The sequence below is a fragment of the Isorropodon fossajaponicum endosymbiont JTNG4 genome (genome assembly GCF_016592615.1).
GTDB lineage: Bacteria > Pseudomonadota > Gammaproteobacteria > PS1 > Pseudothioglobaceae > Ruthia.
On the sequence record NZ_AP013043.1, the window covers coordinates 437,561 to 460,013 of the forward strand.

Annotated in this window: 22 protein-coding genes, 1 tRNA gene and 4 pseudogenes; 19 read left to right on the forward strand and 8 right to left on the reverse strand. The window is 38.1% G+C overall.

Annotation, left to right across the window (positions count from 1 at the left end; genetic code table 11):
• The first annotated feature begins 131 nt into the window (after positions 1 to 131).
• The gene (locus CVFO_RS02525) at positions 132 to 437 is read left to right on the forward strand and encodes a chaperone NapD (RefSeq protein WP_201340046.1); all 306 of its coding nucleotides are present in this window, start codon (positions 132 to 134) and stop codon (positions 435 to 437) included.
• Here the strand turns inward: CVFO_RS02525 and CVFO_RS02530 are convergent.
• From CVFO_RS02530 to CVFO_RS02555, 7 genes and pseudogenes are all read right to left on the reverse strand, one after another.
• Positions 434 to 667 (reverse strand): IS3 family transposase, encoded by a 234-nt coding sequence (locus CVFO_RS02530; RefSeq protein ID WP_201340047.1) that lies wholly within the window; start codon positions 665 to 667, stop codon positions 434 to 436. The genes CVFO_RS02525 and CVFO_RS02530 overlap by 4 nt on opposite strands.
• Before the next feature lie 125 nt (positions 668 to 792).
• Positions 793 to 1,038 (reverse strand): transposase, encoded by a 246-nt coding sequence (locus CVFO_RS02535; protein ID WP_201338905.1) that lies wholly within the window; start codon positions 1,036 to 1,038, stop codon positions 793 to 795.
• On the reverse strand, positions 977 to 1,144 hold the full coding sequence (locus CVFO_RS02540) for a hypothetical protein (protein WP_201339518.1): 168 nt from the start codon (positions 1,142 to 1,144) through the stop codon (positions 977 to 979). The genes CVFO_RS02535 and CVFO_RS02540 overlap by 62 nt, the downstream gene beginning before the upstream one ends.
• 115 nt (positions 1,145 to 1,259) lie before the next feature.
• Positions 1,260 to 1,430, reverse strand: a pseudogene (locus CVFO_RS02545) (DDE-type integrase/transposase/recombinase); the annotation flags it as partial.
• A 72-nt stretch (positions 1,431 to 1,502) separates the two neighbouring features.
• Positions 1,503 to 1,760: a hypothetical protein gene (locus CVFO_RS08760; RefSeq protein WP_225879305.1), complete on the reverse strand. Its 258-nt coding sequence runs from the start codon at positions 1,758 to 1,760 to the stop codon at positions 1,503 to 1,505.
• Between the two features lie 21 nt (positions 1,761 to 1,781).
• Positions 1,782 to 2,753 carry a COX15/CtaA family protein gene (locus CVFO_RS02550; protein WP_201340048.1) on the reverse strand — a complete coding sequence of 324 codons (972 nt, stop codon included), beginning with the start codon at positions 2,751 to 2,753 and terminating at the stop codon, positions 1,782 to 1,784.
• Positions 2,754 to 2,823: 70 nt separating this feature from the next.
• The gene (locus tag CVFO_RS02555; protein ID WP_201340049.1) at positions 2,824 to 3,648 is read right to left on the reverse strand and encodes a DUF2189 domain-containing protein; all 825 of its coding nucleotides are present in this window, start codon (positions 3,646 to 3,648) and stop codon (positions 2,824 to 2,826) included.
• Between the two features lie 212 nt (positions 3,649 to 3,860).
• On the opposite strand from CVFO_RS02555, the gene coxB reads away from it, so the two are divergent.
• The 17 genes and pseudogenes from coxB (at position 3,861) to CVFO_RS02650 (ending at position 19,001) form a co-directional block, all read left to right on the forward strand.
• The gene (coxB, locus tag CVFO_RS02560; RefSeq protein ID WP_201340050.1) at positions 3,861 to 4,973 is read left to right on the forward strand and encodes a cytochrome c oxidase subunit II; all 1,113 of its coding nucleotides are present in this window, start codon (positions 3,861 to 3,863) and stop codon (positions 4,971 to 4,973) included.
• Between the two features lie 22 nt (positions 4,974 to 4,995).
• Positions 4,996 to 6,600, forward strand: coding sequence for a cytochrome c oxidase subunit I (gene ctaD, locus CVFO_RS02565; protein ID WP_201340051.1), 1,605 nt, complete (start codon positions 4,996 to 4,998; stop codon positions 6,598 to 6,600).
• Between the two features lie 99 nt (positions 6,601 to 6,699).
• Positions 6,700 to 7,224 carry a cytochrome c oxidase assembly protein gene (locus tag CVFO_RS02570; protein ID WP_201340386.1) on the forward strand — a complete coding sequence of 175 codons (525 nt, stop codon included), beginning with the start codon at positions 6,700 to 6,702 and terminating at the stop codon, positions 7,222 to 7,224.
• Positions 7,225 to 7,239: 15 nt separating this feature from the next.
• Positions 7,240 to 8,124, forward strand: coding sequence for a cytochrome c oxidase subunit 3 (locus CVFO_RS02575; protein ID WP_201340052.1), 885 nt, complete (start codon positions 7,240 to 7,242; stop codon positions 8,122 to 8,124).
• A gap of 64 nt (positions 8,125 to 8,188) precedes the next feature.
• Positions 8,189 to 8,419: a DUF2909 family protein gene (locus tag CVFO_RS02580; RefSeq protein WP_201340053.1), complete on the forward strand. Its 231-nt coding sequence runs from the start codon at positions 8,189 to 8,191 to the stop codon at positions 8,417 to 8,419.
• A complete protein-coding gene (locus CVFO_RS02585) occupies positions 8,412 to 9,101 on the forward strand; it encodes an SURF1 family protein (RefSeq protein ID WP_201340054.1) in 690 nt (229 codons plus the stop codon). Before CVFO_RS02580 ends, CVFO_RS02585 begins: the two co-directional genes overlap by 8 nt.
• Before the next feature lie 114 nt (positions 9,102 to 9,215).
• Positions 9,216 to 10,637 (forward strand): cytochrome-c oxidase, cbb3-type subunit I, encoded by a 1,422-nt coding sequence (ccoN, locus tag CVFO_RS02590; RefSeq protein ID WP_201340055.1) that lies wholly within the window; start codon positions 9,216 to 9,218, stop codon positions 10,635 to 10,637.
• A gap of 14 nt (positions 10,638 to 10,651) precedes the next feature.
• Positions 10,652 to 11,383, forward strand: coding sequence for a cytochrome-c oxidase, cbb3-type subunit II (gene ccoO / locus CVFO_RS02595; RefSeq protein ID WP_201340056.1), 732 nt, complete (start codon positions 10,652 to 10,654; stop codon positions 11,381 to 11,383).
• On the forward strand, positions 11,383 to 11,523 hold the full coding sequence (locus CVFO_RS02600; protein WP_201340057.1) for a CcoQ/FixQ family Cbb3-type cytochrome c oxidase assembly chaperone: 141 nt from the start codon (positions 11,383 to 11,385) through the stop codon (positions 11,521 to 11,523). Before ccoO ends, CVFO_RS02600 begins: the two co-directional genes overlap by 1 nt.
• 17 nt (positions 11,524 to 11,540) lie before the next feature.
• On the forward strand, positions 11,541 to 12,443 hold the full coding sequence (gene ccoP / locus CVFO_RS02605; RefSeq protein WP_201340058.1) for a cytochrome-c oxidase, cbb3-type subunit III: 903 nt from the start codon (positions 11,541 to 11,543) through the stop codon (positions 12,441 to 12,443).
• Positions 12,444 to 12,552: 109 nt separating this feature from the next.
• Positions 12,553 to 12,634, forward strand: a tRNA-Thr gene (locus CVFO_RS02610).
• A gap of 266 nt (positions 12,635 to 12,900) precedes the next feature.
• A pseudogene (locus CVFO_RS02620) lies at positions 12,901 to 13,571 on the forward strand (MbnB/TglH/ChrH family RiPP precursor modification enzyme).
• Positions 13,572 to 13,612: 41 nt separating this feature from the next.
• On the forward strand, positions 13,613 to 13,900 hold the full coding sequence (locus CVFO_RS09410) for an HvfC/BufC N-terminal domain-containing protein (protein ID WP_201340061.1): 288 nt from the start codon (positions 13,613 to 13,615) through the stop codon (positions 13,898 to 13,900).
• Between the two features lie 162 nt (positions 13,901 to 14,062).
• Positions 14,063 to 14,525: pseudogene (locus CVFO_RS02635) on the forward strand (DoxX family protein).
• A gap of 28 nt (positions 14,526 to 14,553) precedes the next feature.
• Positions 14,554 to 15,968 (forward strand): annotated as a pseudogene (locus CVFO_RS02640) (FMN-binding glutamate synthase family protein).
• Between the two features lie 12 nt (positions 15,969 to 15,980).
• Positions 15,981 to 17,609 carry an acetolactate synthase large subunit gene (locus CVFO_RS02645; RefSeq protein WP_201340062.1) on the forward strand — a complete coding sequence of 543 codons (1,629 nt, stop codon included), beginning with the start codon at positions 15,981 to 15,983 and terminating at the stop codon, positions 17,607 to 17,609.
• A gap of 6 nt (positions 17,610 to 17,615) precedes the next feature.
• The gene (locus CVFO_RS02650; RefSeq protein WP_225879306.1) at positions 17,616 to 19,001 is read left to right on the forward strand and encodes an aldehyde dehydrogenase family protein; all 1,386 of its coding nucleotides are present in this window, start codon (positions 17,616 to 17,618) and stop codon (positions 18,999 to 19,001) included.
• Here CVFO_RS02650 and msbA read toward each other — a convergent pair.
• Positions 18,998 to 20,719, reverse strand: a complete 1,722-nt coding sequence (gene msbA / locus CVFO_RS02655) for a lipid A export permease/ATP-binding protein MsbA (protein ID WP_201340064.1) — start codon at positions 20,717 to 20,719, stop codon at positions 18,998 to 19,000. The genes CVFO_RS02650 and msbA overlap by 4 nt on opposite strands.
• Positions 20,720 to 20,799: 80 nt before the next feature.
• On the opposite strand from msbA, the gene pyrG reads away from it, so the two are divergent.
• Positions 20,800 to 22,437, forward strand: a complete 1,638-nt coding sequence (gene pyrG, locus CVFO_RS02660) for a CTP synthase (RefSeq protein WP_201340065.1) — start codon at positions 20,800 to 20,802, stop codon at positions 22,435 to 22,437.
• Positions 22,438 to 22,453: the final 16 nt, after the last annotated feature.

A 22,453-nucleotide genomic window follows, 5' to 3' on the forward strand; every position in this document is an offset into this window, starting at 1 on the left:
GGCCATTATACCTACGATAAAATGTGATACAATTTAATATTGGGCTATTTGCTAGTTTTTTTTTGATTGTTTTTGAATTGAATTGTTTTTTGTATAATCAGACTTTGAATTTTTTCTTAAAGATGGCGTGAATGAAAGAAAAAGACAATATTGATATTTGTGGGGTGTTGGTGCAAGTGCTTAAAAATCAAACAAAGCAGGTAGAAAATACACTGAATGCTATTGCTGGTGTTGAAGTTCATGGCTTGTCTGAAGACAATCGTTTTGTGGTGACAATTGAACAAGACACGAAAACACAAATTATCAGCATCATAGAAAGCTTCAACACTCCTTTCTGGCGTGGTTTCGACTGCGTTGGTTTATCAGCATTCAGAGCTACTTTAGGCATTAGTAATGACCTTTTCACGAAGGCAGTTTTTATTAACTGTAATGCTTAACCTACTTGGACACGATTTAATAGGTTTTTTGCCTTTTTAAACATCAATCTAGTATTAGGGTAATAATGACGCTTTCTTGGGCGTATGGCAACTACATTGGCTTTTTTCATTAGCGTTGCAGTTTGGTAAATACCAATGTTATAACCTTGGTTATTCAAAACTACTCGCATTCTGCGTTTGCCATAGGTGTATCCAACTTCAATAGCAGTTTGTTTGATTAATTTAATCATAGCGTTGGTGTTGTTGTTTACTCGCTTATCTTTGACTTGATAGTAATAACTACTGCGAGGAAGTTTGAGTAATGCTCATAATTCTTTAGTATTGTATTGTTGGCAAGCCTTGTTTATCTTGATAATCATATCACTTGGTGATTGTCCACAGCGAACAAGGCTGTTGCCTTTTTTAAGATTTCATTGTCCCTTTGTGCGCGCCAAAGTTGTTTCTCAAGCAGTTGTATTGTTTGTTGTTCAGAAGTCAGCGCTTTGCCTGACTCTGGTGTTTGTCCACCAAGCTCTGCTAGGTATTGTTTTCTCCATCTGCTAACTGCTGAGGAGCAAGCTCCTGATATTATCATGATTTTTTTTATTGGTGTAATTCTCATGCACCATGAGTTTGGCATAATCTAGTGTTCCCCCCTCAAGGGGGTATTGAACAGAATGTTCAACGGTAAAAGTCACTCGTTGTTTTCTTGATTTATATTGTGTCATTACTGACCTCCTTATGGTTTGTATTATAAGGCTATCTTTGTGTCCAAGTAGGTTAGAGCATTGCACACTCACCGAAACCCTACATTTCCCTAAATCATGCCTTCATTGTGAAGATCCGCCACTGAATCAAACGTTCTAATGATTGAATAACTCGTCTTGCTGGCATGGACAAGTCCACATCAATATTCAAGCCTTCCCGATTGTAATCATCGACAACATTAAAAGTTCTAATGTGCCTGCCATCAGTGAGTGAGTCTGACATAAAATCCATTGACCAAGTTTGGTTAAGTATGGACAGCTCTATTGGGCACACATCTGGGCAAGAGGTATGCCAAAATATAGCATTGTCCACTTATTTTTACTTATCCTCAGAGGGTGTTATTTTGTTGTTATTGTCATCAATTAATGCAAATTTATCTTTCAGAGATTTTGGACTGGAATACAAGGAAACACTAGGGGAAACTTGTTCTTGCAACTTTGTAAGCTTGTTAGTATTGGGCGAGGTAAGTAAAAAGTAAGCCAAGATAAGCATAACAATACTTAGCCCAAGGAGAAAATTGCGTGTATTTTTAATTTTCGCGCAGTCCCTATTATTGTGCTTTATTGAGTTTTTCATAGAGATACCTTTTGACAGTCTTTATGTCGGCACTTTAAAGATTCTATGCACAAGTTTAATAATACTAAGTAATAACAATAACGCTACTGTATTATGCAAAACCGCTATTATTATTAGCAATGAAAGGACGACATTAAGAATGCCAAGTGTGATTTGTATTGTTAATAAAATAGCAATTAATATTAAATTTGACCTTAAGTGGGTGTAATTTCTAAATAAATAAATAAGTAGCAGTATGAGCATGGTGGTTATTAGAGTGCCAATACGGTGAATCATTTGAATGGCAGAACGTGCTGGGTTTTCCAATGTGCCATATTCATAATCGACGCCCAATGGACCCCAATACAATGCACCAGCAAAATCCATATCGGGCCACCAATCGTTCAAGCATTTTGGAAAGTATTCACCACAAGATAATGCTGCATAGTTGGTGCTAGTCCACCCGCCCAAGGCAATCTGAAGACTCAGTGCACCCAGTACAATTAATAATATAAATTTATGTTTTTTTAGAGTGTGCTGGTAGATTGCCGGTGGTTTGCTTTGGTTAAGCAGCATCCAAATCAACAGTGCAGTCGTCACAAAGCCACCTATTAAATGCAAAGTGACAATGCCAGGATGCACTAGTAGAGTGACCGTCCACATGCCAAATGCGCCTTGCAGCATGACAAAAAAGGCACTAAACCCAGGTAGTTTTAATGACTGATGGCGTTGTGGCTTGCCTTTTAGTGCTAAAAAAAATAAAACAAGTATTGTCAACCCAAGCGTGGAAGCTGCATAACGATGTAGCATTTCTTTCCAGCCTTTTGCAGCCTCTAGTGGACGTGAAAACCCTTGAATGGTAGAGCCATCTTTAACATTAGGAACACTTAATTGACCATAACACCCTGGCCAGTCTGGGCAACCTAATCCAGCATCGCTTAGACGTGTGTAGGCACCTAGAATAACAACAATAAATGCTAAGATAATTGAAATTTGTAGTATTTTTCTAAACATTTACTACCGCCCCCTTGTGCAAAACACACAAGGGGGCAAAAATAGAAAACCGAGCGTTTTTAATTGGTTGTTATTCCATCTCACCAATCATAGATTTATAAGCATGCCAAGTAGCATGAGCCAATATTGGGACAGCAACCACCATGCCTATAAAATATGGCGTTAATAAACTGGCTAAAACAATAACACCAACAATTGGCACCCATATTAGCATTACAATTTTATTGGCTAATGCAGTCCTAATACTGGTATTAGCAGCTGTAAATGGGTCAACATCTTGGTCCAATACCATAGGAAAAGAAAACCAACTAATCATAAAAGATATCCAAGCAATAGCAACAGTAAAAACACCATAAACAATTAAGAATAACGGATTATTAAAGCTGGTAATATCAGCCAAGATAGCCTCCATAATTGTTTGATTTTGGTTAACAAAAGTGTCGGTGTTAAGCGCCGCATAAATAAGTGGTGTAAATACCATCCACATAATTGCCAACACAATCAAAATGACAGATAAAAATAATGAAGGACAAGAGCCATTGGCTTTGAAAGCGGATTTAATCACCATTAGTATAGATCCAAGAGAAAGACTTTCTCCAGCAGATAAACGCTTTGAGGCGTCATACATAGCCATGGCGGAAATAGGGCCAAATATAATAACTACAATGGCTAATAAAGGCGCTGAAAGGTCACTAAGTGTCGGTGAGTTTGATAAAAAATCCCAGTAAAAATAGGTAAATGAAGTAAATAGTGCGCCATAAAATAATGCCAATGCTGGGCACTTTATAAAATCTTCTACACCTTGTTTTAGCCACATAAAAGGCGCACCATAACTAACTTGTTTAATACGGGCTTTTTTATTTAGGCCTTTGGCCATCCGCTGTGTTTGTAGCATTTTTAATCTCCTCAATAGATGTAATGTCATCTACATTAAAACAGACCTTTTTATACCTGTCAAGAAAATAATTGAATAATTTGACTCAAATCAAGGAAATTTATTATTATTTGTGAATGAGAAAAATAATTGTGTATCATGGTGGCAGTTTTCAGTACAACAATGCATTGAAAACCTATGATATTTGTTTATTTTTTTTAGGGGAAAGATTTATGAGCAAATTGACGTCTCGCTTGGTGGGCGGTTTGATTGCAATAGTGTCAGAAAATGCATTTGCTGAGTATGGTTTTAACATGACACAAGGGGTTACCTCGGTAAGTCGTGATATTTATGGCTTGCACACGATGGTATTTTGGATTTGTGTTGCCATCGCCGTTATTGTATTCGGTGTTATGATTTATTCGCTGATTGTGCATCGTAAATCTCAAGGTGCAGTGGCTGCAAATTTTCATGAAAGTACAAAGGTCGAGCTACTTTGGACAGGCGTACCCATTATCATTTTAGTATTAATGGTAATTCCTGCTTCAACTGTACTGATTGATTTAGAAGATACTTCTAAAGCGCAAATGACCATTAAGATTACAGGGCATCAGTGGAAATGGCAGTACGATTATCCTAAAGAAGGCATTAGTTTTATTTCTAACCTTAAACAAGACTCTAAAGATGTCATTTATTCTGGCAATAGGCATAAGAATTATTTATTAGAAGTAGACAATAACTTGGTGTTACCAGTAGACACTTCTATTCGTTTTTTAATTACTTCAAATGATGTTATTCATAGTTGGTGGGTGCCTGATTTTGGTGTGAAACAGGATGCTAACCCAGGCTTTATTAATGATGCATGGGTGCAGATTGATGAGATTGGCACCTATCGTGGTCAGTGTGCTGAGCTTTGTGGTAAAGACCACGGCTTTATGCCAATTGTGGTTGATGTGGTTTCCAAAGCAGACTATGCTAAGTGGGTATTAAAGCAACAGGCAGCTAAAGCGGCAACATTTGCCAAGTCAAGTAAAACTTGGCGAGAAGAAGAATTAATAAGTCTAGGTCAAAAGGTTTATAATACGAATTGTTCTAGTTGTCATGGCATTACCGGCAAAGGTATTCCTGGTGTTTTTCCAGCACTTAAAGGCAGTTCTATTGCAACTGGCGATATCAAAAAACATATTAGTATTGTTTTGCATGGAAAAGCTGGAACAGCAATGGCTAGTTATAAAAACATACTAGGAGATGCTGATATTGCGGCGGTAATTACTTTTGAAAGGGCTGCTTTTGGCAACCAAATGGGCGATTTAATTCAGCCAGTACAAATTAAAGCGGCGCGATAATTAAAGAACATAGGAGAATATCATGACAACAGCAACAGCTCACACTGACGACCATCATGGCCCTGAAAAAGGCTTAATGAGGTGGATTAAAACGACCAACCATAAGGATATTGGCTCACTATATTTATGGTTTGCATTTACTATGGTGCTCATTGGTGGTGTAATGGCAATGGTTATTCGTATGGAGTTATTCCAACCAGGTATGCAACTGATTGAGCCACAATTTTTTAATCAGATGACAACTATGCACGGTTTGATTATGGTATTTGGTGCAATTATGCCAGCGTTTGTTGGTTTGGGTAATTGGCTTATTCCAATGATGATAGGTGCGCCTGATATGGCATTGCCACGGATGAATAATTGGTCTTTTTGGATTCTACCATTTGCTGGTGGTATTTTATTAAGTACGTTTTTTATGGAAGGTGGCGCACCTGCATTTGGCTGGACGTTTTATGCGCCATTATCAACAACGTTTGCACCAGACAGTACTGATTTCTTTATTTTTGCAGTGCATTTATTAGGCTTTTCATCCATCATGGGTGCGATTAATATTATTGCAACTGTGCTTAATATGCGTGCACCAGAGATGAAACTTATGGACATGCCATTGTTTGTATGGACATGGTTAATTACCTCATTTTTACTGATTGGTGCAATGCCAGTACTTGCGGGTGTAGTCACTATGATGTTGACAGATCGTAACTTTGGCACAGCATTTTTTGATGCAACAGGTGGCGGTGATCCAGTATTGTTTCAACATATCTTTTGGTTTTTTGGTCATCCTGAAGTTTATATTATGATTTTGCCAGCGTTTGGCGTGATTTCACACATCATCCCAACTTTTGCGCGCAAGCCTTTATTTGGTTATTCGTCGATGGTTTATGCCGCCGCGTCGATTGCATTTTTATCCTACATTGTGTGGGCACACCATATGTTTTTAACTGGCATGCCAGTTGCAGGCGAGTTGTATTTTATGTACGCCACCATGCTAATTGCTGTGCCAACAGGTGTTAAGGTGTTTAACTGGGTGGCAACCATGTGGAAAGGCTCTATGACCTTTGAAACGCCAATGTTATGGGCGATTTCATTTGTGTTCTTATTCACGATTGGCGGTTTTTCTGGCTTAATGCTGGGCATTGCACCAGCAGATATTCAGTATCATGACACTTATTTCGTGGTTGCACATTTTCACTATGTATTGGTAACTGGCGCGTTGTGGTCTATCATTGCGGCAACGTTTTACTGGCTGCCTAAATGGACAGGCAAAATGTACAACGAAACTTTAGCAAAGGTACATTTTTGGTGGGCGATTATTTCAGTGAATGTATTGTTTTTCCCTCAGCACTTTTTAGGGTTGGCAGGCATGCCTAGGCGTATTCCTGATTATTCATTACAGTTTGCTGATTTTAATATGATTTCTTCTATTGGTGGTTTTGCGTTTGGTGCATCATTTATTCTATTCACTTATATTGTGATTGATTGTATTCGTAACGGCAAGTCAGCAGATGCTCGCCCTTGGGAGGGTGCCAAAGGTTTAGAATGGACTTTAGAACCTAAAGCGCAGTACCATAGTTTTAATACGCCACCAACAAGAGCGTTAATTGAGCAAGAATCTCAGCACTCTTAATGGCAAATAAAAACAATCAGGGCGTGGCAATTACCGTGGCAATTACTAGTGCTATTGCAATAGGTGTGTTTGTAGCAACCATTGTATTGTATGGCTGAAATGGAGAGCAAGCAAAAGATAACAAAAAAGTTTTGGACAAAACTGATCCTAGCGCCAATATTGATGTTTTTCTTTGCCTATGCCATGGTGCCTATTTATGATGTGTTTTGTGAAATTACTGGGTTTAATGGCACAACTGGCAGAGTGGATAGTGAACAGACGTATGTTGTAGATGAGACGCGCAAGATTGAGGTCAGTTTTTTTGCCATGACAATGAGTGGCTTTCCAGTCCAGTTTGGGCCTAAAGTAAGCTCAATGGAGGTCATACCTGGTAAGTTTTATACCACTAGTTATATTGCCAAAAACAATACTGATGAAATTGTTATTGGGCAAGCAGTTCCTAGTGTTGCACCGACAGAGGCTGCGTTGTATTTTAAAAAATTAGAGTGTTTTTGTTTTAATAAACAAGTGTTTAAGCCGCATGAGCAAGTTGAGATGACATTGCGATTTGTAATTGAGCCAGAATTAGACAAACGCATTAAAGATGTAAGTCTGTCTTATAATTTTTTTAAACTTAAGAGCTAAAAAGAGGGGAGAAATATGAACGAACAGGAATATTATGTACCAAGTGGCACCTACTGGCCTATTATTGGCTCAGTTGGTGTTGCTACTTTATTTGTAGGTTTTGCTAATCAAATGCATGGCGCCAGTTGGGGCGGGTCAATCATGGCTTTGGGGTTTGCTATTTTGGTGTTTATGATGTTTGGCTGGTTTGGTCAAGTTGTTAAGGAAAGTACTAGCGGCATGTACAATAGCCAAGTTGATCGTTCATTTCGCTGGGGCATGAGCTGGTTTATTTTTTCTGAAGTGATGTTTTTTGCCGCTTTTTTTGGTGCGTTGTTTTATGCAAGGCAATTATCAGTTCCGTGGCTAGGCGGTGCAGATAATAATATCTTCACGCCAGAACTATGGGATGGTTTTAGTGCAACATGGCAGCAAATTGCCTTTAACACGCCAGGCGCAACGTTACAATCAGGCACAGCGGTTTCTATGCCAACACAACTGGTTGATGCTTGGGGCTTGCCAGCACTTAACACCGCATTATTATTACTATCAGGTGTTACTTTGACGTTTGCACACCACGCATTGCGCGCGGATCACCGTAATAAAATTATTGGCTGGTTGGTTGCCACTATTGTTTTAGGTGTTTTATTTTTAGGTTTTCAAATTACCGAATATGGACATGCATATCATGATGGTCTAAAACTAACCTCTGGTATTTATGGATCAACGTTTTATATGCTAACTGGTTTCCATGGTTTCCATGTAACAGTAGGTGTGATTATGCTAACGGTTATTCTTTATCGTGTACAAAAAGGGCACTTTAGTGCGGCCAATCATTTTGGCTTTGAAGGTGTTGCTTGGTATTGGCATTTTGTAGATGTGGTTTGGCTGGGTTTATTTATCTTTGTATATTGGCTGTAATTAGTTATAAAATCGAAAACAAGACTCCGTTTGGGGTCTTTTGTTTATCGCGTAGGAAGTATTAATGACACAAATTATTATCATCGTTATTATTGTCGCTATTTTAATAGCACTAGGTTCAGGTTTATTGGGCATGCTTAGAGCTGGATCAGCTGGCTCAGATAAAATGTTTAAATCATTAGTGATACGCGTGGTTTTGTCCTTATTCTTGTTTATCTTAGTTATGTTTGCTGCGTTTATGGGTTGGATAGAACCAAATGTGGTTATGATGGATGCGCCCCACTTAAGTGATTAAACGCACTATTTTTATACCTGCAGTTTTAATACTCTTAAGTATTTATGGACTAGCGTCGTTAGGATTTTGGCAACTTGAGCGTGCTGATGAAAAACGAGCAATTGAGCATGGGATTATCTTGGCGCAACAAAGCCCAGCCCAATCGGTAACAAGTGTAGATGAGTTATTAAATAAAGAGCATTATCAAGTTTTACTAAAAGGTCATTATGACACTAATAAACAGTTTATTTATGACAATCAAATTGTTAAAGGTAATGCTGGTTATTATGTGCTCACGCCATTCGTTTTAAGTGATAAAACTGCTATTTTAGTAAATCGAGGTTTTGTACCTTGGTATGGAAAGCGTGAGCAATTGACTGATATCAAGTTAGATAATTTGCCAAGAATTATTAAAGTAGAGTTGATTAAGCCTGTTGAACGTATTAGACTCAAGCAACAACCAATCAAGCTAAATTTTCCGATATTAATTCAATCTTTGAATTTGGATGAATTATCCACGGTGTCTGATTATCAAATTATTGCCATGTTGGCACGTCTTGATGTTAAATCCAGTGATGGTTTTTTCAGGCAATGGCAGCCTTTTTACGGCAGTGTTGATAAGCATTTAGGCTATGCATTGCAATGGTTTTTAATGGCCTTGGCGTTAGGTATTATTGCCTTAAAATTATTGATAAAAAATTGATTTATACTAAGCAACTATGATACGGTTGACTATATCATAAGCGTTAGTGTAGAATTCAGGTCTATTTCTTGTATTAAAGAACTGGACATTAACTAAAAATAAAGAGGACTATTGATGAATTTAACAGAAAAGTATGATTTGTGTGTTGTTAAATGGTTTACTATTATGGCATCTGTTTATTTAGTATTAGGCACACTGCTTGGGGTATATATTGCTTCTGAACTAGCCTTCCCGTTTCTTAATGATTTAGGTACAGATTTACCTTATTTCCAATTTGGTCGATTGAGACCTTTGCACACCAACACTGTTATTTTTGCTTTTGGGGGGTCGGTGCTGATGGCATCCGCTTTTTATATTGTACAGCGTACTAATCAAACCCGCCTTTGGTCCAATAAAATGGCTTGGTTTACGTTTTGGTCATGGAATACTGTGATTGTTTTAGCGGTCATTACGCTGCCTTTAGGTTTGACCCAATCCAAGGAGTATGCAGAATTAGAATGGCCGGTTGATATTTTAATCACCTTATCATGGGTTACTTATTTATATAACTTTGTTATGACTATTCATATTCGTGATCGCAATAAAGTGCCACATGTTTATGTGGCTAACTGGTTCTTTATGGGTATGATGATCATGGTTACTTACCTTCATGTGGTTAATAATTTATCCATTCCAGTGAGTGCGTTCAAATCCTATTCAATTTTCTCTGGCGTACAAGATGCAATGATTCAGTGGTGGTGGGGTCATAATGCCGTTGGCTTTTTCTTAACAGCAGGATTCTTAGGCATTATGTATTATTTTGTACCGAAACAAGCCCAGCGCCCCGTATATTCTTATCGCTTATCAGTTATTCATTTTTGGGCACTAATGTTTGGTTATGTTTGGTTAGGTGCGCACCATCTTCAATATACGGCATTACCAGATTGGGCAGGCTCATTAGGTGCAACAATTTCACTAGCCATGATTATTCCATCATGGGGTGGCGCACTTAATGGTATCTTGACGTTATCAGGTGCTTGGGATCGTTTGCGTGAAGACTACATCTTGCGTTTCTTGATCATGTCTTTAGCGTTTTATGCCATGAGTACATTTGAAGGTCCAGTGATGGCAGCAAAGACAGTTAATGCCTTATCACATTACACAGATTGGACGATTGGTCATGTACATTCTGGTGCATTAGGTTGGAATATTATGGTGGCAGCAGGTGCGATGTATCATATGATTGAGAAAATCTATAATGTGAAAATGTCACAAAAACTTTTAGGCATTCACTTCTGGGTGCATACGATTGGTACGGTGGTTTATATTGTGGCGATGTGGGTATCAGGCATCATGCAAGGCTTGATGTGGAGAGCATATGATGAATACGGCACATTGGCTTATACGTTTGCCGAATCAGTATCAGCCATGCATCCTTATTATGTCATGAGGGCTGCAGGTGGTGCATTGGTATTAGTAGGTGCAATTATCATGTTAATTAATATTGTGACGACCATTCGTAGATCATCAGGCGCCGGTCAAACGGCTAACGCATAAAGAGGGAGCGGACTATGGCAAAGAAAAACGTAAAAGAAAGTTTACAAGTTAAGCTAGAAAAGAATATTTTTGGCATGTATTTGTTTATGGCACTAACAGTGTCATTAGCAGGTATTGTAGAAATTGTTCCTTTGTTTACCAATCCTGAAGCAGTCAAGGACGAAGTGATTGCAGCTGACGGCAGTATAAAAAGTTTATTATGGCTTCGTTCTGAAGGTCAAGTACTGTCTGACTGGAAACCAGGTGATGGTACAAGGCCTTTAACTGCTTTAGAATTGGCAGGTCGTGATATTTATCAGCGCGAAGGTTGTTATTTATGTCATTCACAAATGATACGTCCATTTAGAGATGAGAAAGAGCGCTATGGCCATTTCTCTTTAGCGGTAGAATCAAAGTATGACCACCCATTTCAATGGGGCTCTAAAAGAACAGGCCCTGATTTAGCGCGCGTTGGCGGTAAATATTCCGATGAATGGCATATTTTGCATTTACGCCATCCACAAGCAGTTGTGTCAGAATCAGTCATGCCAAAATATCGTTTCTTAGAAAGTGCTTTGGTTGATGGCGAAACAATCGCTACACACATGAGCGGTTTGTCTAAAGTCGGCGTGCCTTATACGCAAGCAGATATTGCACAAGCACCAGCCTCTGTTAAAGGCAAGAATGAAATGGATGCAATGGTGGCTTATTTGCAATCCTTGGGCAATATGATTAAATTTGAAGACGGCGTTACTTACAGAGAGTAATGACCTTAATTGATAAAATTGGTGCCATTGTGGCGATTGTTATATTTGTGTTATTAGCGATTGCTTATTTTTACGCTTTTAGACCAAAAAATAAGCAAAAATTTGAAGACTTGCGCAACTTTGTAAATGACAAAGATTGAGTTAAGAGGAAAAAACAATGAGTGAACATAAAAATCCATTCCCAGGTGAGAACAATACAGGACATTTTTGGGATGAAGAAAACGACATTAGAGAATTAAGTAATCGCCCACCAAGATGGTACATGCTGTCTTTATATATTGGCACACTTGCTATTGTGATTTACACACTTTACTACCCAGCCATCCCCTGGTTTGGTGAGCACAACAAAGGCTTTGCCAATTGGACGCAAATTAGTGAAATGAATGAAAGCGTTGCTCAATTAGAGGCTTATCGTGAAAAAAGATTTGCCGATACTGAAAAAGCCATTGCTGAAAAATCATTAGAAGAAATTGTACTTGATAATGAGTTAAGAACTTACGCTATTAAGACAGCTAAAGTTTTATTTGGCGATAATTGTGCAGCTTGTCATGGTGCAGCTGGTCAAGGAAATGTAGGCTTTCCTGTTTTGGCTGATGATGATTGGCTGTATGGCGGTAAGTTAGCACAGATTAGCACAACCATTACTAACGGTCGCAAAGGCAATATGCCAGCACGTATGCTAGGTATTTCAGATGCTGACGCAAGCACATTAGCCACTTTTTTAATTGAAACAGGCAAGGGCAAAAATGGCAATCCTGATCTAGCTTCTAAGGTCTTATATATGAGTAAGGGCTGTATTGCTTGTCATGGTCCTGATATGAAAGGCAATCAGTTATTAGGTGGTGCTAATTTAACTGACGGCATTTATCGCTTTAAAGCAGACGATCAGCACGCATCAGTCGTGCGTACAATCTTACATGGTGTGGGTCAAGTAAATGATCCATTAACGCAAGACGCTGTTATGCCAGCATTTGGTCATTCAAGTGTTATTGATGCTATTCAAATTAAAAAACTTACTGTTTATGTGCACCAATTAGGTGGCGGTGTTGCTGTTAAATAAAACGCTTAACGCCTCTACTATAAGGCGTTTTTTAATTTAAAAAATTATTTAAAAGCTCATTTATTTTTAAAATATTTATTAGCTTTGTAGGTATAATTTCCCCTTTAATGCCGAAGTAGCACAGTTGGTAGTGGTAGTGCAACTGATTTGTAATCAGTAGGTCGCCAGTTCGAGTCCGGCCTTCGGCACCATACAAATCTAAACTAATAATAACCCCAGTTTCTACATCTCGTACTAAGATTATTGGCAGGTTTTTAGATGCCAAAACAGATTATCGACACATCTTTGAATTGGGTGGTGGTATTAATAATGGCTGGATTAGCAAAGGATTAAGCACCACTAAAGCGTTCACAAAACTAAAAAAACCTTGGTGGCAGTTTTGATAATAGCATCCAACAGTGTTGGTATAGGATTAAGATATCAACACTTGGCGCAATTTGTTGATGAAAAGCCAGATATGGTTTGGTTAGAAGTGCATGCTGAGAATTTTTCTCTCAAGGTAAGCATACTTATCAATTGGATAAAATAGCGCAATATTACCCATTAAGTTTGCACGGTGTTGGGCTGTCTTTAGGCTCGTCTGATAAGTTGAATCAAAATCATTTAAACCAGTTGAAGCATACTATTAATAGGTATAAGCCAAAACTATTTTCCGAGCATTTGAGTTGGGGGAGTGTCAATGGTCAATATTTTAATGATTTGTTGCCAATGTCTTATACAAGAGAAAGTTTAGCTCACTTTGTTGATAAAGTTAAGCAAACTCAGGATTATTTAGGTAGACAAATATTAATTGAAAATCCTTCTTCTTATTTGCAATTTGGTGAATCTAAAACGAATGAATGGGATTTTTATGCCCAATTACCCGGCCTAACAGGTTGTGGGTTATTGCTTGATATTAATAATGTTTATGTCAGTTGTCAAAATTTTGGTTATGATGTATTTGATTACTTAAATGCTATTAATGGTGAGTATGTGGCTGAGATTCATCTAGCAGGGTATACGATAAACGCTTATGAAAAAGGTGATGTTTATATTGACGATCACGGCTCTAAAGTGAGTGATCAGGTGTGGGACTTGTGCCAAAAAACCATTCAGAAGTTTGGTCAAAAACCTACCCTAATTGAGTAGGATAACAATATTCCAACTTTATCAGTTTTATTGCTGCTGAGTTGATTCAGATTTATCGAAATCACTATACGCTGAGTTTGATTGATGCACTTAAGGCAAGCTATAGTTGCGTGCTGCGTTTAGTAGGCGAAGATTTTTTCAAATTATTGGCAAAAAATTACATTAGTGTATATCCACTTAGTGCTGGTTTTTTGCAAAATTATGGTCAGTTTTTTGCTCAATTTTTAAAAGGTTTTAAGCCTTGTAAGCCTTATCCATATTTAATTGATATCGCCTATTTTGAAAGGTATCATGAACAGTGCTACCATGTGACAATGCACAATTTTTAATACATTCTATTTATCCCATTATAGATATTTGGCAATTAAATGAAAGCAGCGAAGATTTAAACCTTACAGAGCAAGCGCAGTATGTTTTAATAGCCAAGAGGAATTTAGAAGTTGTGGTTAGTAAAATAAGTCAGTCAGATTTTTTAACACTAGGGGGAGAAAATGGAAAAATTACTTAATTTATGTAATACAATCTTTGATTTATATAATACAGTTTTTAATAAAATTTATATATTTAGCAACGATTTTCTTAAATTATTTGTACGTCTTTATGTTGCAGATGCTTTTTTTCGTGCTGGCTGGATTAAACTTAATGCCTGGGATTCAACCTTGTATTTATTTGAATCAGAATACAGCGTAACCCCTTATTCCTTGGAAGTTAGCAGCTTATTTAGGCACAGCAGCAGAGCTTGTTTTGCCCATATTTTTAGTGCTCGGATTGGCAACACGTTTAACAGCACTTATGTTGTTTTTATTTAATATTATTGCAGTGGTATCTTATCCTGTTTTGTGGGAAGGTGGGTTTTATGATCATAAACTTTGGGGTATTATGTCGCTCTTAACAGTTGTTTATGGGCAGGGGAAGTTGTCATTGGATCGTTTAATTTGTAAGAAGTGTTGCTAATAACAAGGAGTTATTAATGAAAATGGAAATGATGGAGGCCGTTAGAACGGTTACGCCTATTTTAGAAATACTTTCTACGTTGTTTGTTTTTGTTATAGGTTTGGTTGTTTTGATGATTGCTGTTACTTTTGTTATTGACATCAATCAAAGCAAAAATGCAATTTTACGAAATTATCCAGTTGTTGGGTATTTTCGCTCTATTTTCTCAAGTTTGGGCGAGTTTTTTCGTCAGTATTTTTTTGCCATGGATAGAGAGGAAATGCCCTTTAACCGCGCAGAAAAAGATTGGGTGCATAAAGCAGAAAATAACAACAATGCCACGGTTGCATTTGGCTCAACTAAAAATATTAATCCTGTTGGTACGGTACTTTTTGCCAATTGCCCCTTTCCTACTTTGGATGAAGATGCTGTAGAGACACACCCTGTTACTATTGGAAGAGATTTTTGTAAACAACTTTATCAAGCAAAATCAGTTTTTAATATATCAGGTATGAGTTTTGGTGCCATTTCAAAGCCTGCGGAAATGGTGCAAGAATGGCAAATTGTTGGTACAACACAGGTGAAGGCGGTTTATCGCCTTATCATTTAGAAGGTGGTGCTGATATTGTTTTTCAAATTGGTACGGCTAAATATGGCGTGCGTGATGAAATGGGCAAATTAAGTGATGAAAAATTGCTTGAGATTGCCGCGCATGACCAAGTGAAAATGTTTGAAATTAAGATGAGTCAAGGTGCTAAACCAGGTAAAGGCGGTATTTTGCCCAATCGACATGTAGATATCGCTTCAATTAATGATTTGCTTAATATGATTAATCATGTGCGTGAGGTGACAGGGAAACCCACTGGATTTAAGTCTGTGATTGGTGCAACGGCGTGGATAGATGATTTCTTTAAAGAAATTAACAAGCGAGGCAAGGCTTGCGCACCTGATTTTATCACTCTTGATAGTGGTGATGGTGGCACAGGTGCAGCACCCATGTTGCTACTTGATAATGTTGGACTTCCTATTAAAGAAACGTTACCGTTTTTAGTAGATAAGCTTAATCAATATAATTTAAAACAGCGTGTGAAGGTCATTACCTCTGGTAAGTTAATTATACCAGCTGGTGTGGCATGGGCATTGTGCGCAGGTGCTGATTTTGTGGTTTCAGCACGTGGATTTATGTTTTCACTAGGCTGTATCCAAGCACTAAAGTGTAATAAAAACACTTGCCCTACTGGTATTACCACTCATAATAAACGTTTGCAAAAAGGGCTAAATCCAGAAAACAAAGCATTAAAGGTGGCTAATTATGTTCGTAATATAACTCATGCAGTGGAGATTATTGCTCATTCTTGTGGCGTGAAAGAGCCACGAGAGCTTAATAGATCTCATGTTCGTATCGTTCAAAACAATGGTAGCTCTGTTGCTATGGATGAAATCCACCCTTCCCAATCTGAATAGGAAAATAAAAAAATGAAAGCATCTGATTTATTTGTAAAAGCGCTTGAAAACGAAGGCGTTGAGTATATTTTTGGTATCCCAGGTGAGGAAAATTTGGATTTATTGGATTCATTAAGAAATTCATCAATTAAATTTATACTTACTCGTCATGAGCAAGCTGCTGCTTTCATGGCAGCGACTTATGGGCGATTAACTGGCAAAGCTGGCGTGTGTTTAGCAACGTTAGGTCCGGGTGCAACTAACTTAGTTACTGCTATTGCTTATGCTCAATTAGGTGCGATGCCAATGGTCATCATTACAGGACAGAAACCCATTAAAGCAGGCTTGCAAGGCAAGTTTCAAATTCTTGATATTGTGCGCATGATGGGGCCATTAACTAAAGATTCTGATCAAATTGTATATGGTCGACAAATCCCGGCATTGGTACGTGGCGCATTTCACATTGCTGAAGAAGAGCGTCCTGGTGCAGTACACTTGGAATTACCTGAAGATATTGCTGAAGAAGAAGTTAGAAACGATGAAGTATTTACGAAGCAAATTCATCACCGAACTTTTGCAAGTAATTGTACGATTAGCGTTGCAGTTGAAGCGATAAGAAATGCCAAACAACCCTTACTGCTAGTAGGTGCCGGCGCTAATAGGGGGCGTATTAGAAAGTCTTTAAGTTGCTTTGTGCAAGAAACGGGTATTTTGTTTTTTAATACACAGATGGGCAAGGGAGTGGTTGATGGCTGTCATAATCAGTTTATTGGAACTGCTGCTTTTTCTTCTAAGGATTATGTGCACGAGGTCATTAAAAAAGCTGATTTGATTGTTAATATTGGACATGACATTATCGAAAAACCGCCTTTTATCATGCAAGGTGATATGCAAGTCATGCATATTAACTTTGAAAGTGCACAATTTAAAGATATTTATTATCCTCAAATTGAATTAATTGGGGATATCGCTAATTCAATCTCTAGAATTAGAAAGTCAATGGAAGGGCATCAGTGTGAGTCCTTGTGGGCAGCATCCATTTGTGAGAAAACTCGTTATGCCATTCATCATTTAGACGAGGATGATTCATTTCCAATGTTGCCACAACGCGTTGTGGCTGATGTGCGCAAAGTGCTAGATGATGATGGCATTGTCTCACTTGATAATGGCATGTTTAAGCTTTGGTTTGCGCGTCATTACCACACTTATCAGCCTAATACATTGCTATTAGATAATGCGCTTGCAACGATGGGTGCAGGACTACCTGTAGCAATGACATGTGCATTGATGTATCCTGAACGCCAAGTGGTGGCCGTATGTGGCGATGGTGGTTTTATGATGAACTCTCAGGAGTTAGAAACTGCCATGCGTTTAAAACTCAACTTAATTGTATTGATTTTTACTGATGAAGGTTATGGCATGATTAAATGGAAGCAGGCAGTACAAGACTTGGTTGATTTTGGCTTAGATTTTAACAATCCTGATTTTGTTAAATATGCAGATAGCTATGGTGCTAAAGGGCATAAAATAACCTCAGCGAATGAATTAATTCCTGTAATGGAACAAGCCTTTAATGCAGGTGGTGTACATATAATTGATGTGCCAATTGATTATTCTCAAAATACTAAAACGTTATTAGAAGAACTTAAACAATTTAATTAACCAAATATGATGAAAGCAAGTATTTTAACTGTCAAACAAGCCTACACTGGGAAAACCTTAAAAGTATTAACCATGCACGATGCTGGTGATGTTGAATTGATGCTTAAAACAGCAAAAAATTTACACGAACGCGAGTGTTTGCCAGCCTATCAACGACTTAAAATTTTGCAAAAATTAGCAAATTTAGTGGTTGAAGAGCATGAAGATTTTGCACGGTTGATTGCTAATGAAGGCGGCAAGCCTTTAAAAGATGCACGCATAGAAGTAACTAGAGCGATTGATGGTATTCATATTGCCATTGCTGGTATTAGAAATATTAAAGGTGAACAAGTTCCAATGGACTTAATGCAAGCAGGCGTGCAACGCTTAGCTTTTACGATTATGGAGCCAATTGGTGTGGTTGTAGCAGTGAGTGCTTTTAATCACCCACTTAATTTAATTATTCATCAAGTAGTGCCTGCTATTGCAACAGGATGCCCAGTGATTGTTAAACCAGCAGCAATCACGCCTTTATGCGCATTACGCTTTGCCCAATTGGCAATTCAGGCGGGCTTACCTGAGGGCTATTTACAAGTGGCGTTGACTGATAGGGAAAACTCAGAAAAATTGGTCACCGATTCAAGAGTGGCATTTTTTAGTTTTATTGGTTCTGCACAAGTAGGCTGGATGCTTAAATCTAAGCTTGCACCAGGTGCGCGTTGTGCATTAGAGCATGGTGGTGTTGCTCCACTTATTTTTGATGAGTATAGTGACATGGATGGATTTATTGCGGGTGTGGTTAAAGCTGGTTTTTACCATGCTGGGCAGGTATGCGTTTCAGTACAACGTGTATTTGCACCTAAAGATAAGGCCAAGGAAGTTGCGCAAAAAATTGCAGATGTTGCCAGTCAATTGGTTGTGGGTGATGCTATTGATGAGGTGACTGATATAGGTCCATTAATTTTACCCAAAGAGGTGGATAGGGTAGAAGCATGGGTCAATCAAGCTATTGCTGAAGGTGCGACTTTAATCACAGGTGGCAAGCGCATTAATTCGGTGAGCTATGAACCGACTGTGTTATTAAATCCTAGTAATCATTCTAAAGTTTCTAATCAAGAAATATTTGGCCCTGTGGTTTGCGTATATAGCTATTTTGATATTAGTGAAGCGATTGAAACTGCTAACAGCTTAGAGGTGTCGTTCCAAGCATCAATCTTTAGTGATAATATTACCACTGCCATGAACAGTGCAAAAGTACTGGCTGCTTCAGCCGTTATGATTAATGATTACACCACCTTTAGGGTTGATTGGATGCCATTTGCAGGACGTAAACATTCAGGTTATGGCATTGGTGGTATTAACCATACTATGCATAATATGCTTGAGCATAAAATGATTGTTATTAAGCATTAATCCTCAAATTGATGCTTGTACAGTTGAGTATATTCACCTTGATGATCTAATAGTTCTTGATGAGTGCCTTGTTCAACGATACTACCATGGCGCAGTACAATAATGCAGTCGGCCTTTTGAATGGTGCTTAATCGATGTGCAATAATAATAGTAGTTCTGTCTTTTTGCATTTCATGAATCGCATTTTGTACCTGTTTTTCAGTAGCACTGTCTAATGCCGAAGTGGCTTCGTCTAAAATTAAGATAGGGCTGTCTTTAGCAATTGCCCTTGCAATAGCAAGTCGTTGGCGTTGTCCGCCTGAGAGTGATACGCCATTTTCGCCAATTTGCGTATCAAACCCATGCTCTAGTTGTTGAATAAATTCATCAGCATTGGCAGCAATTGCTGAGCGTTTGATTTGTTTGTCTGGTATGGTGCCTAGTTGTCCTAAGGCAATATTGCCTCTAATAGAGTCATTAAATAGTTGCACATTTTGATCAACAAAGGCAATATTTGAGCGTAATGAATCAATTTCAAATTGGTTAATATCTATACCATCAATAGTGATGGAGCCTTGTTTTGGCGAATAAAAGCGCATCAATAATTGAATAATAGTGGTTTTACCACTACCTGTTGCACCAACAAATGCAATTGTTTCACCTGGTTTGATGTCTAGATTGATACGTTTAAGTACGGTCGTATTATTGTTATAACCAAATGATACGTCGTTAAATTGAATAGCGCCTTTAGGTTTTTTTAGTTTTTTAGTACCAACATTAGATTCTTCCTTTTCATTAATAAGTCCAAATACACTTTCACCTGCTGCCATCGCATTTTGCAAAGGTTTGTTGATATTGACTAAACTTTTAGCAGGTTTAAGTAGCATACTCATTGCCGTAAAAAAAGACAAAAATTCACCCGCACTCATTTGTAGTGAAGTAGAGGAAAAATACACCACATTACTTAAAGACAAGCCAATTAAAATATTAACAAAAGCGGTGTTAAAGCTACTAGTCATATCAACTTTAAAACGCTGTTGACGAATGTTTTTAATCAAACTGTTAAACTTTTCACTTATTTGAGATTGGGCGTGATAAATCTTAACCAGAGTATTGCCAGAGATATTTTCATTAAGTAAATGCGTCATATCACCCATTGATTTCTGCACCTTGATACTTGAACGACGCATACGATTAGAGGATAGTTTAACGGCTAAATACACCAGTGGTAGGAGTGCTAACAGTGTTAAACTTAGCTGCCAGTTTTTATAAAATAAATAGCCAATTAGAATAACAACAGTCATTGACGATTTAATAAAATCCAGCCAAATGGTTGAAGCACTGGCTGCAATTTGCTCAACATCAAAAGTGAGTTTAGATAATGTTTTTCCCGTAGGGTGTTGATCAAAATATGACTTAGGTAATTTCAGTAATTTAGCAAACATGGTAACGCGTAAATCCATAATCACTTTATTAGACACCCAAGAACTAACCGCAGTAGAAGTAAGCGCAAACAATGAACTAAGAACAACAATGCCAAACAAAGCAAAGGCATAAATAAACGCAGTTTTTGATTCACGTTCAGTTGCAAACAATTCATCAACAATTCTACCTGTGATTTCTGGTACCGAACTTTCAAGCACTGTTGCCAACATCATCATGACTGAGGTAAAGACAAGTTTGCCGACGTGTGGCTTTAAATAAACAAACAAATGAGAGATGAATTGTTTGTATTTCATTTGTGAATAATTAATCTTAATAGCCCCATATTCTACACAGTTTTGGGTATCATGACCCTTTCAACTTTGCTACTTTTCTTGTGCCAACAAAATACATTTTTATTACTGGTGGTGTGGTTTCTTCTTTAGGAAAGGGTATTGCAAGTGCGTCATTAGCTTCAATTTTAGAATCACGTGGTTTGAACATTACCATGCTCAAACTTGACCCTTATATTAATGTTGACCCTGGCACCATGAGCCCATTTCAGCATGGTGAGGTTTTTGTAACCAATGATGGTGCTGAAACAGATCTTGACTTGGGCCATTATGAGCGTTTTATTCGCGCTCAATTGGGCAAGAAAAATAATTTTACCGCAGGTCGTGTGTATGAAAATGTCATTAAGCGCGAACGTCGTGGTGAGTATTTGGGCGATACGGTTCAGGTCATTCCACACATTACCAATGAAATTAAGCGCTTGACTCAGGCGGGCGCACAAGGGGCTGATGTTGCCTTGGTTGAAATTGGTGGTACGGCAGGTGATATTGAGTCACTACCATTTATGGAAGCAATTAGGCAAATGGGTTTTGAATTGGGTCATGATAATGTGCTGTTTATTCATTTAACTTTGTTGCCTTATATTAAAGTAGCAGGCGAGTTAAAAACCAAGCCAACCCAGCATTCTGTTAAAGAACTAAGAGGTATTGGTATTCAGCCCGATATTTTAATTTGTCGGTCTGAGTATCCGTTGCCAGACGCCGAGCGTGCCAAAATTGCATTATTTACCAATGTTCCTCAAGGCTCTGTGTTTACCTCACTGGATGTTGATACGATTTATAAAGTACCAAGAGCCTTGCATGAGCAAGGTTTGGATGATGTAGTGGTGAAAAAATTATCACTAAATTGCAAGCCAACCGATTTGAGCGATTGGGACAATGTGGTTGAGAAATTACAACATCCTAAATCTAGTGTTGATATTGCCATGGTGGGTAAATACATGGATTTGACGGAGTCTTATAAGTCTTTGTCTGAAGCTTTAATTCACGCCAGCATACACACACAAACCAAAGTTAACATTCATTATTTCGATTCTGAAGAAATTGAAAAAAGCGGTACCGATTGTTTGTCCGAAATGAGTGCAATTTTAGTACCAGGCGGTTTTGGTAATCGTGGCGTTGAAGGCAAAATTGCCACAGTCAAATTTGCTCGTGAAAACAACGTGCCTTATTTGGGTATTTGCCTTGGCATGCAGGTTGCTGTGATTGAATATGCACGCAATATGGCGAATATGACTGACGCTAATAGTACAGAATTTAATGAAAGCACATCCTATCCTGTTATTGATTTAATAACAAAGTGGCAAGATGTAGATGGGCACAAACAAACTCGAAATAAAGACTCAGATTTGGGCGGTACAATGCGTCTTGGGGGGCAAGAATGCGCCTTAGTTGAGGGTACTAATTCACGAAATATTTATACTAAGTCAGTTATTATTGAGCGCCACCGCCACCGTTACGAGGTTAATAATTCATTAATTAAACAACTGGAAACAGCAGGTTTGATAGTTTCTGGGCGTTCTATCGATGGTACTTTGGTTGAAATGGTCGAAATTAAAAACCATCCTTGGTTTGTGGCTTGTCAGTTTCATCCAGAATTCACTTCAAATCCACGTGATGGGCATCCGTTATTTGAAAGTTTTATTAAAGCTGCTAATAAAGCGCATGACCTTATTTTGTCTTAACCCGTTTATAAAAATA

Excerpts from the sequence above, each read along its gene's own strand:
- CVFO_RS02550 (WP_201340048.1), bottom strand. The coding sequence starts at position 2,753 with ATGTTTAGAAAAATACTACAAATTTCAATTATCTTAGCATTTATTGTT.
- CVFO_RS02555 (WP_201340049.1), bottom strand. The coding sequence starts at position 3,648 with ATGCTACAAACACAGCGGATGGCCAAAGGCCTAAATAAAAAAGCCCGT.
- CVFO_RS02525 (WP_201340046.1), top strand. The coding sequence starts at position 132 with ATGAAAGAAAAAGACAATATTGATATTTGTGGGGTGTTGGTGCAAGTG.
- CVFO_RS02575 (WP_201340052.1), top strand. The coding sequence starts at position 7,240 with ATGAACGAACAGGAATATTATGTACCAAGTGGCACCTACTGGCCTATT.
- CVFO_RS02580 (WP_201340053.1), top strand. The coding sequence starts at position 8,189 with ATGACACAAATTATTATCATCGTTATTATTGTCGCTATTTTAATAGCA.
- coxB (WP_201340050.1), top strand. The coding sequence starts at position 3,861 with ATGAGCAAATTGACGTCTCGCTTGGTGGGCGGTTTGATTGCAATAGTG.
- ccoP (WP_201340058.1), top strand. The coding sequence starts at position 11,541 with ATGAGTGAACATAAAAATCCATTCCCAGGTGAGAACAATACAGGACAT.
- CVFO_RS02600 (WP_201340057.1), top strand. The coding sequence starts at position 11,383 with ATGACCTTAATTGATAAAATTGGTGCCATTGTGGCGATTGTTATATTT.
- CVFO_RS02530 (WP_201340047.1), bottom strand. The coding sequence starts at position 667 with ATGATTAAATTAATCAAACAAACTGCTATTGAAGTTGGATACACCTAT.
- CVFO_RS08760 (WP_225879305.1), bottom strand. The coding sequence starts at position 1,760 with ATGAAAAACTCAATAAAGCACAATAATAGGGACTGCGCGAAAATTAAA.
- ctaD (WP_201340051.1), top strand. The coding sequence starts at position 4,996 with ATGACAACAGCAACAGCTCACACTGACGACCATCATGGCCCTGAAAAA.
- CVFO_RS02570 (WP_201340386.1), top strand. The coding sequence starts at position 6,700 with ATGGAGAGCAAGCAAAAGATAACAAAAAAGTTTTGGACAAAACTGATC.
- ccoN (WP_201340055.1), top strand. The coding sequence starts at position 9,216 with ATGAATTTAACAGAAAAGTATGATTTGTGTGTTGTTAAATGGTTTACT.
- CVFO_RS02645 (WP_201340062.1), top strand. The coding sequence starts at position 15,981 with ATGAAAGCATCTGATTTATTTGTAAAAGCGCTTGAAAACGAAGGCGTT.
- msbA (WP_201340064.1), bottom strand. The coding sequence starts at position 20,719 with ATGAAATACAAACAATTCATCTCTCATTTGTTTGTTTATTTAAAGCCA.
- CVFO_RS02540 (WP_201339518.1), bottom strand. The coding sequence starts at position 1,144 with ATGACACAATATAAATCAAGAAAACAACGAGTGACTTTTACCGTTGAA.
- ccoO (WP_201340056.1), top strand. The coding sequence starts at position 10,652 with ATGGCAAAGAAAAACGTAAAAGAAAGTTTACAAGTTAAGCTAGAAAAG.
- CVFO_RS02650 (WP_225879306.1), top strand. The coding sequence starts at position 17,616 with ATGATGAAAGCAAGTATTTTAACTGTCAAACAAGCCTACACTGGGAAA.
- CVFO_RS02535 (WP_201338905.1), bottom strand. The coding sequence starts at position 1,038 with ATGAGAATTACACCAATAAAAAAAATCATGATAATATCAGGAGCTTGC.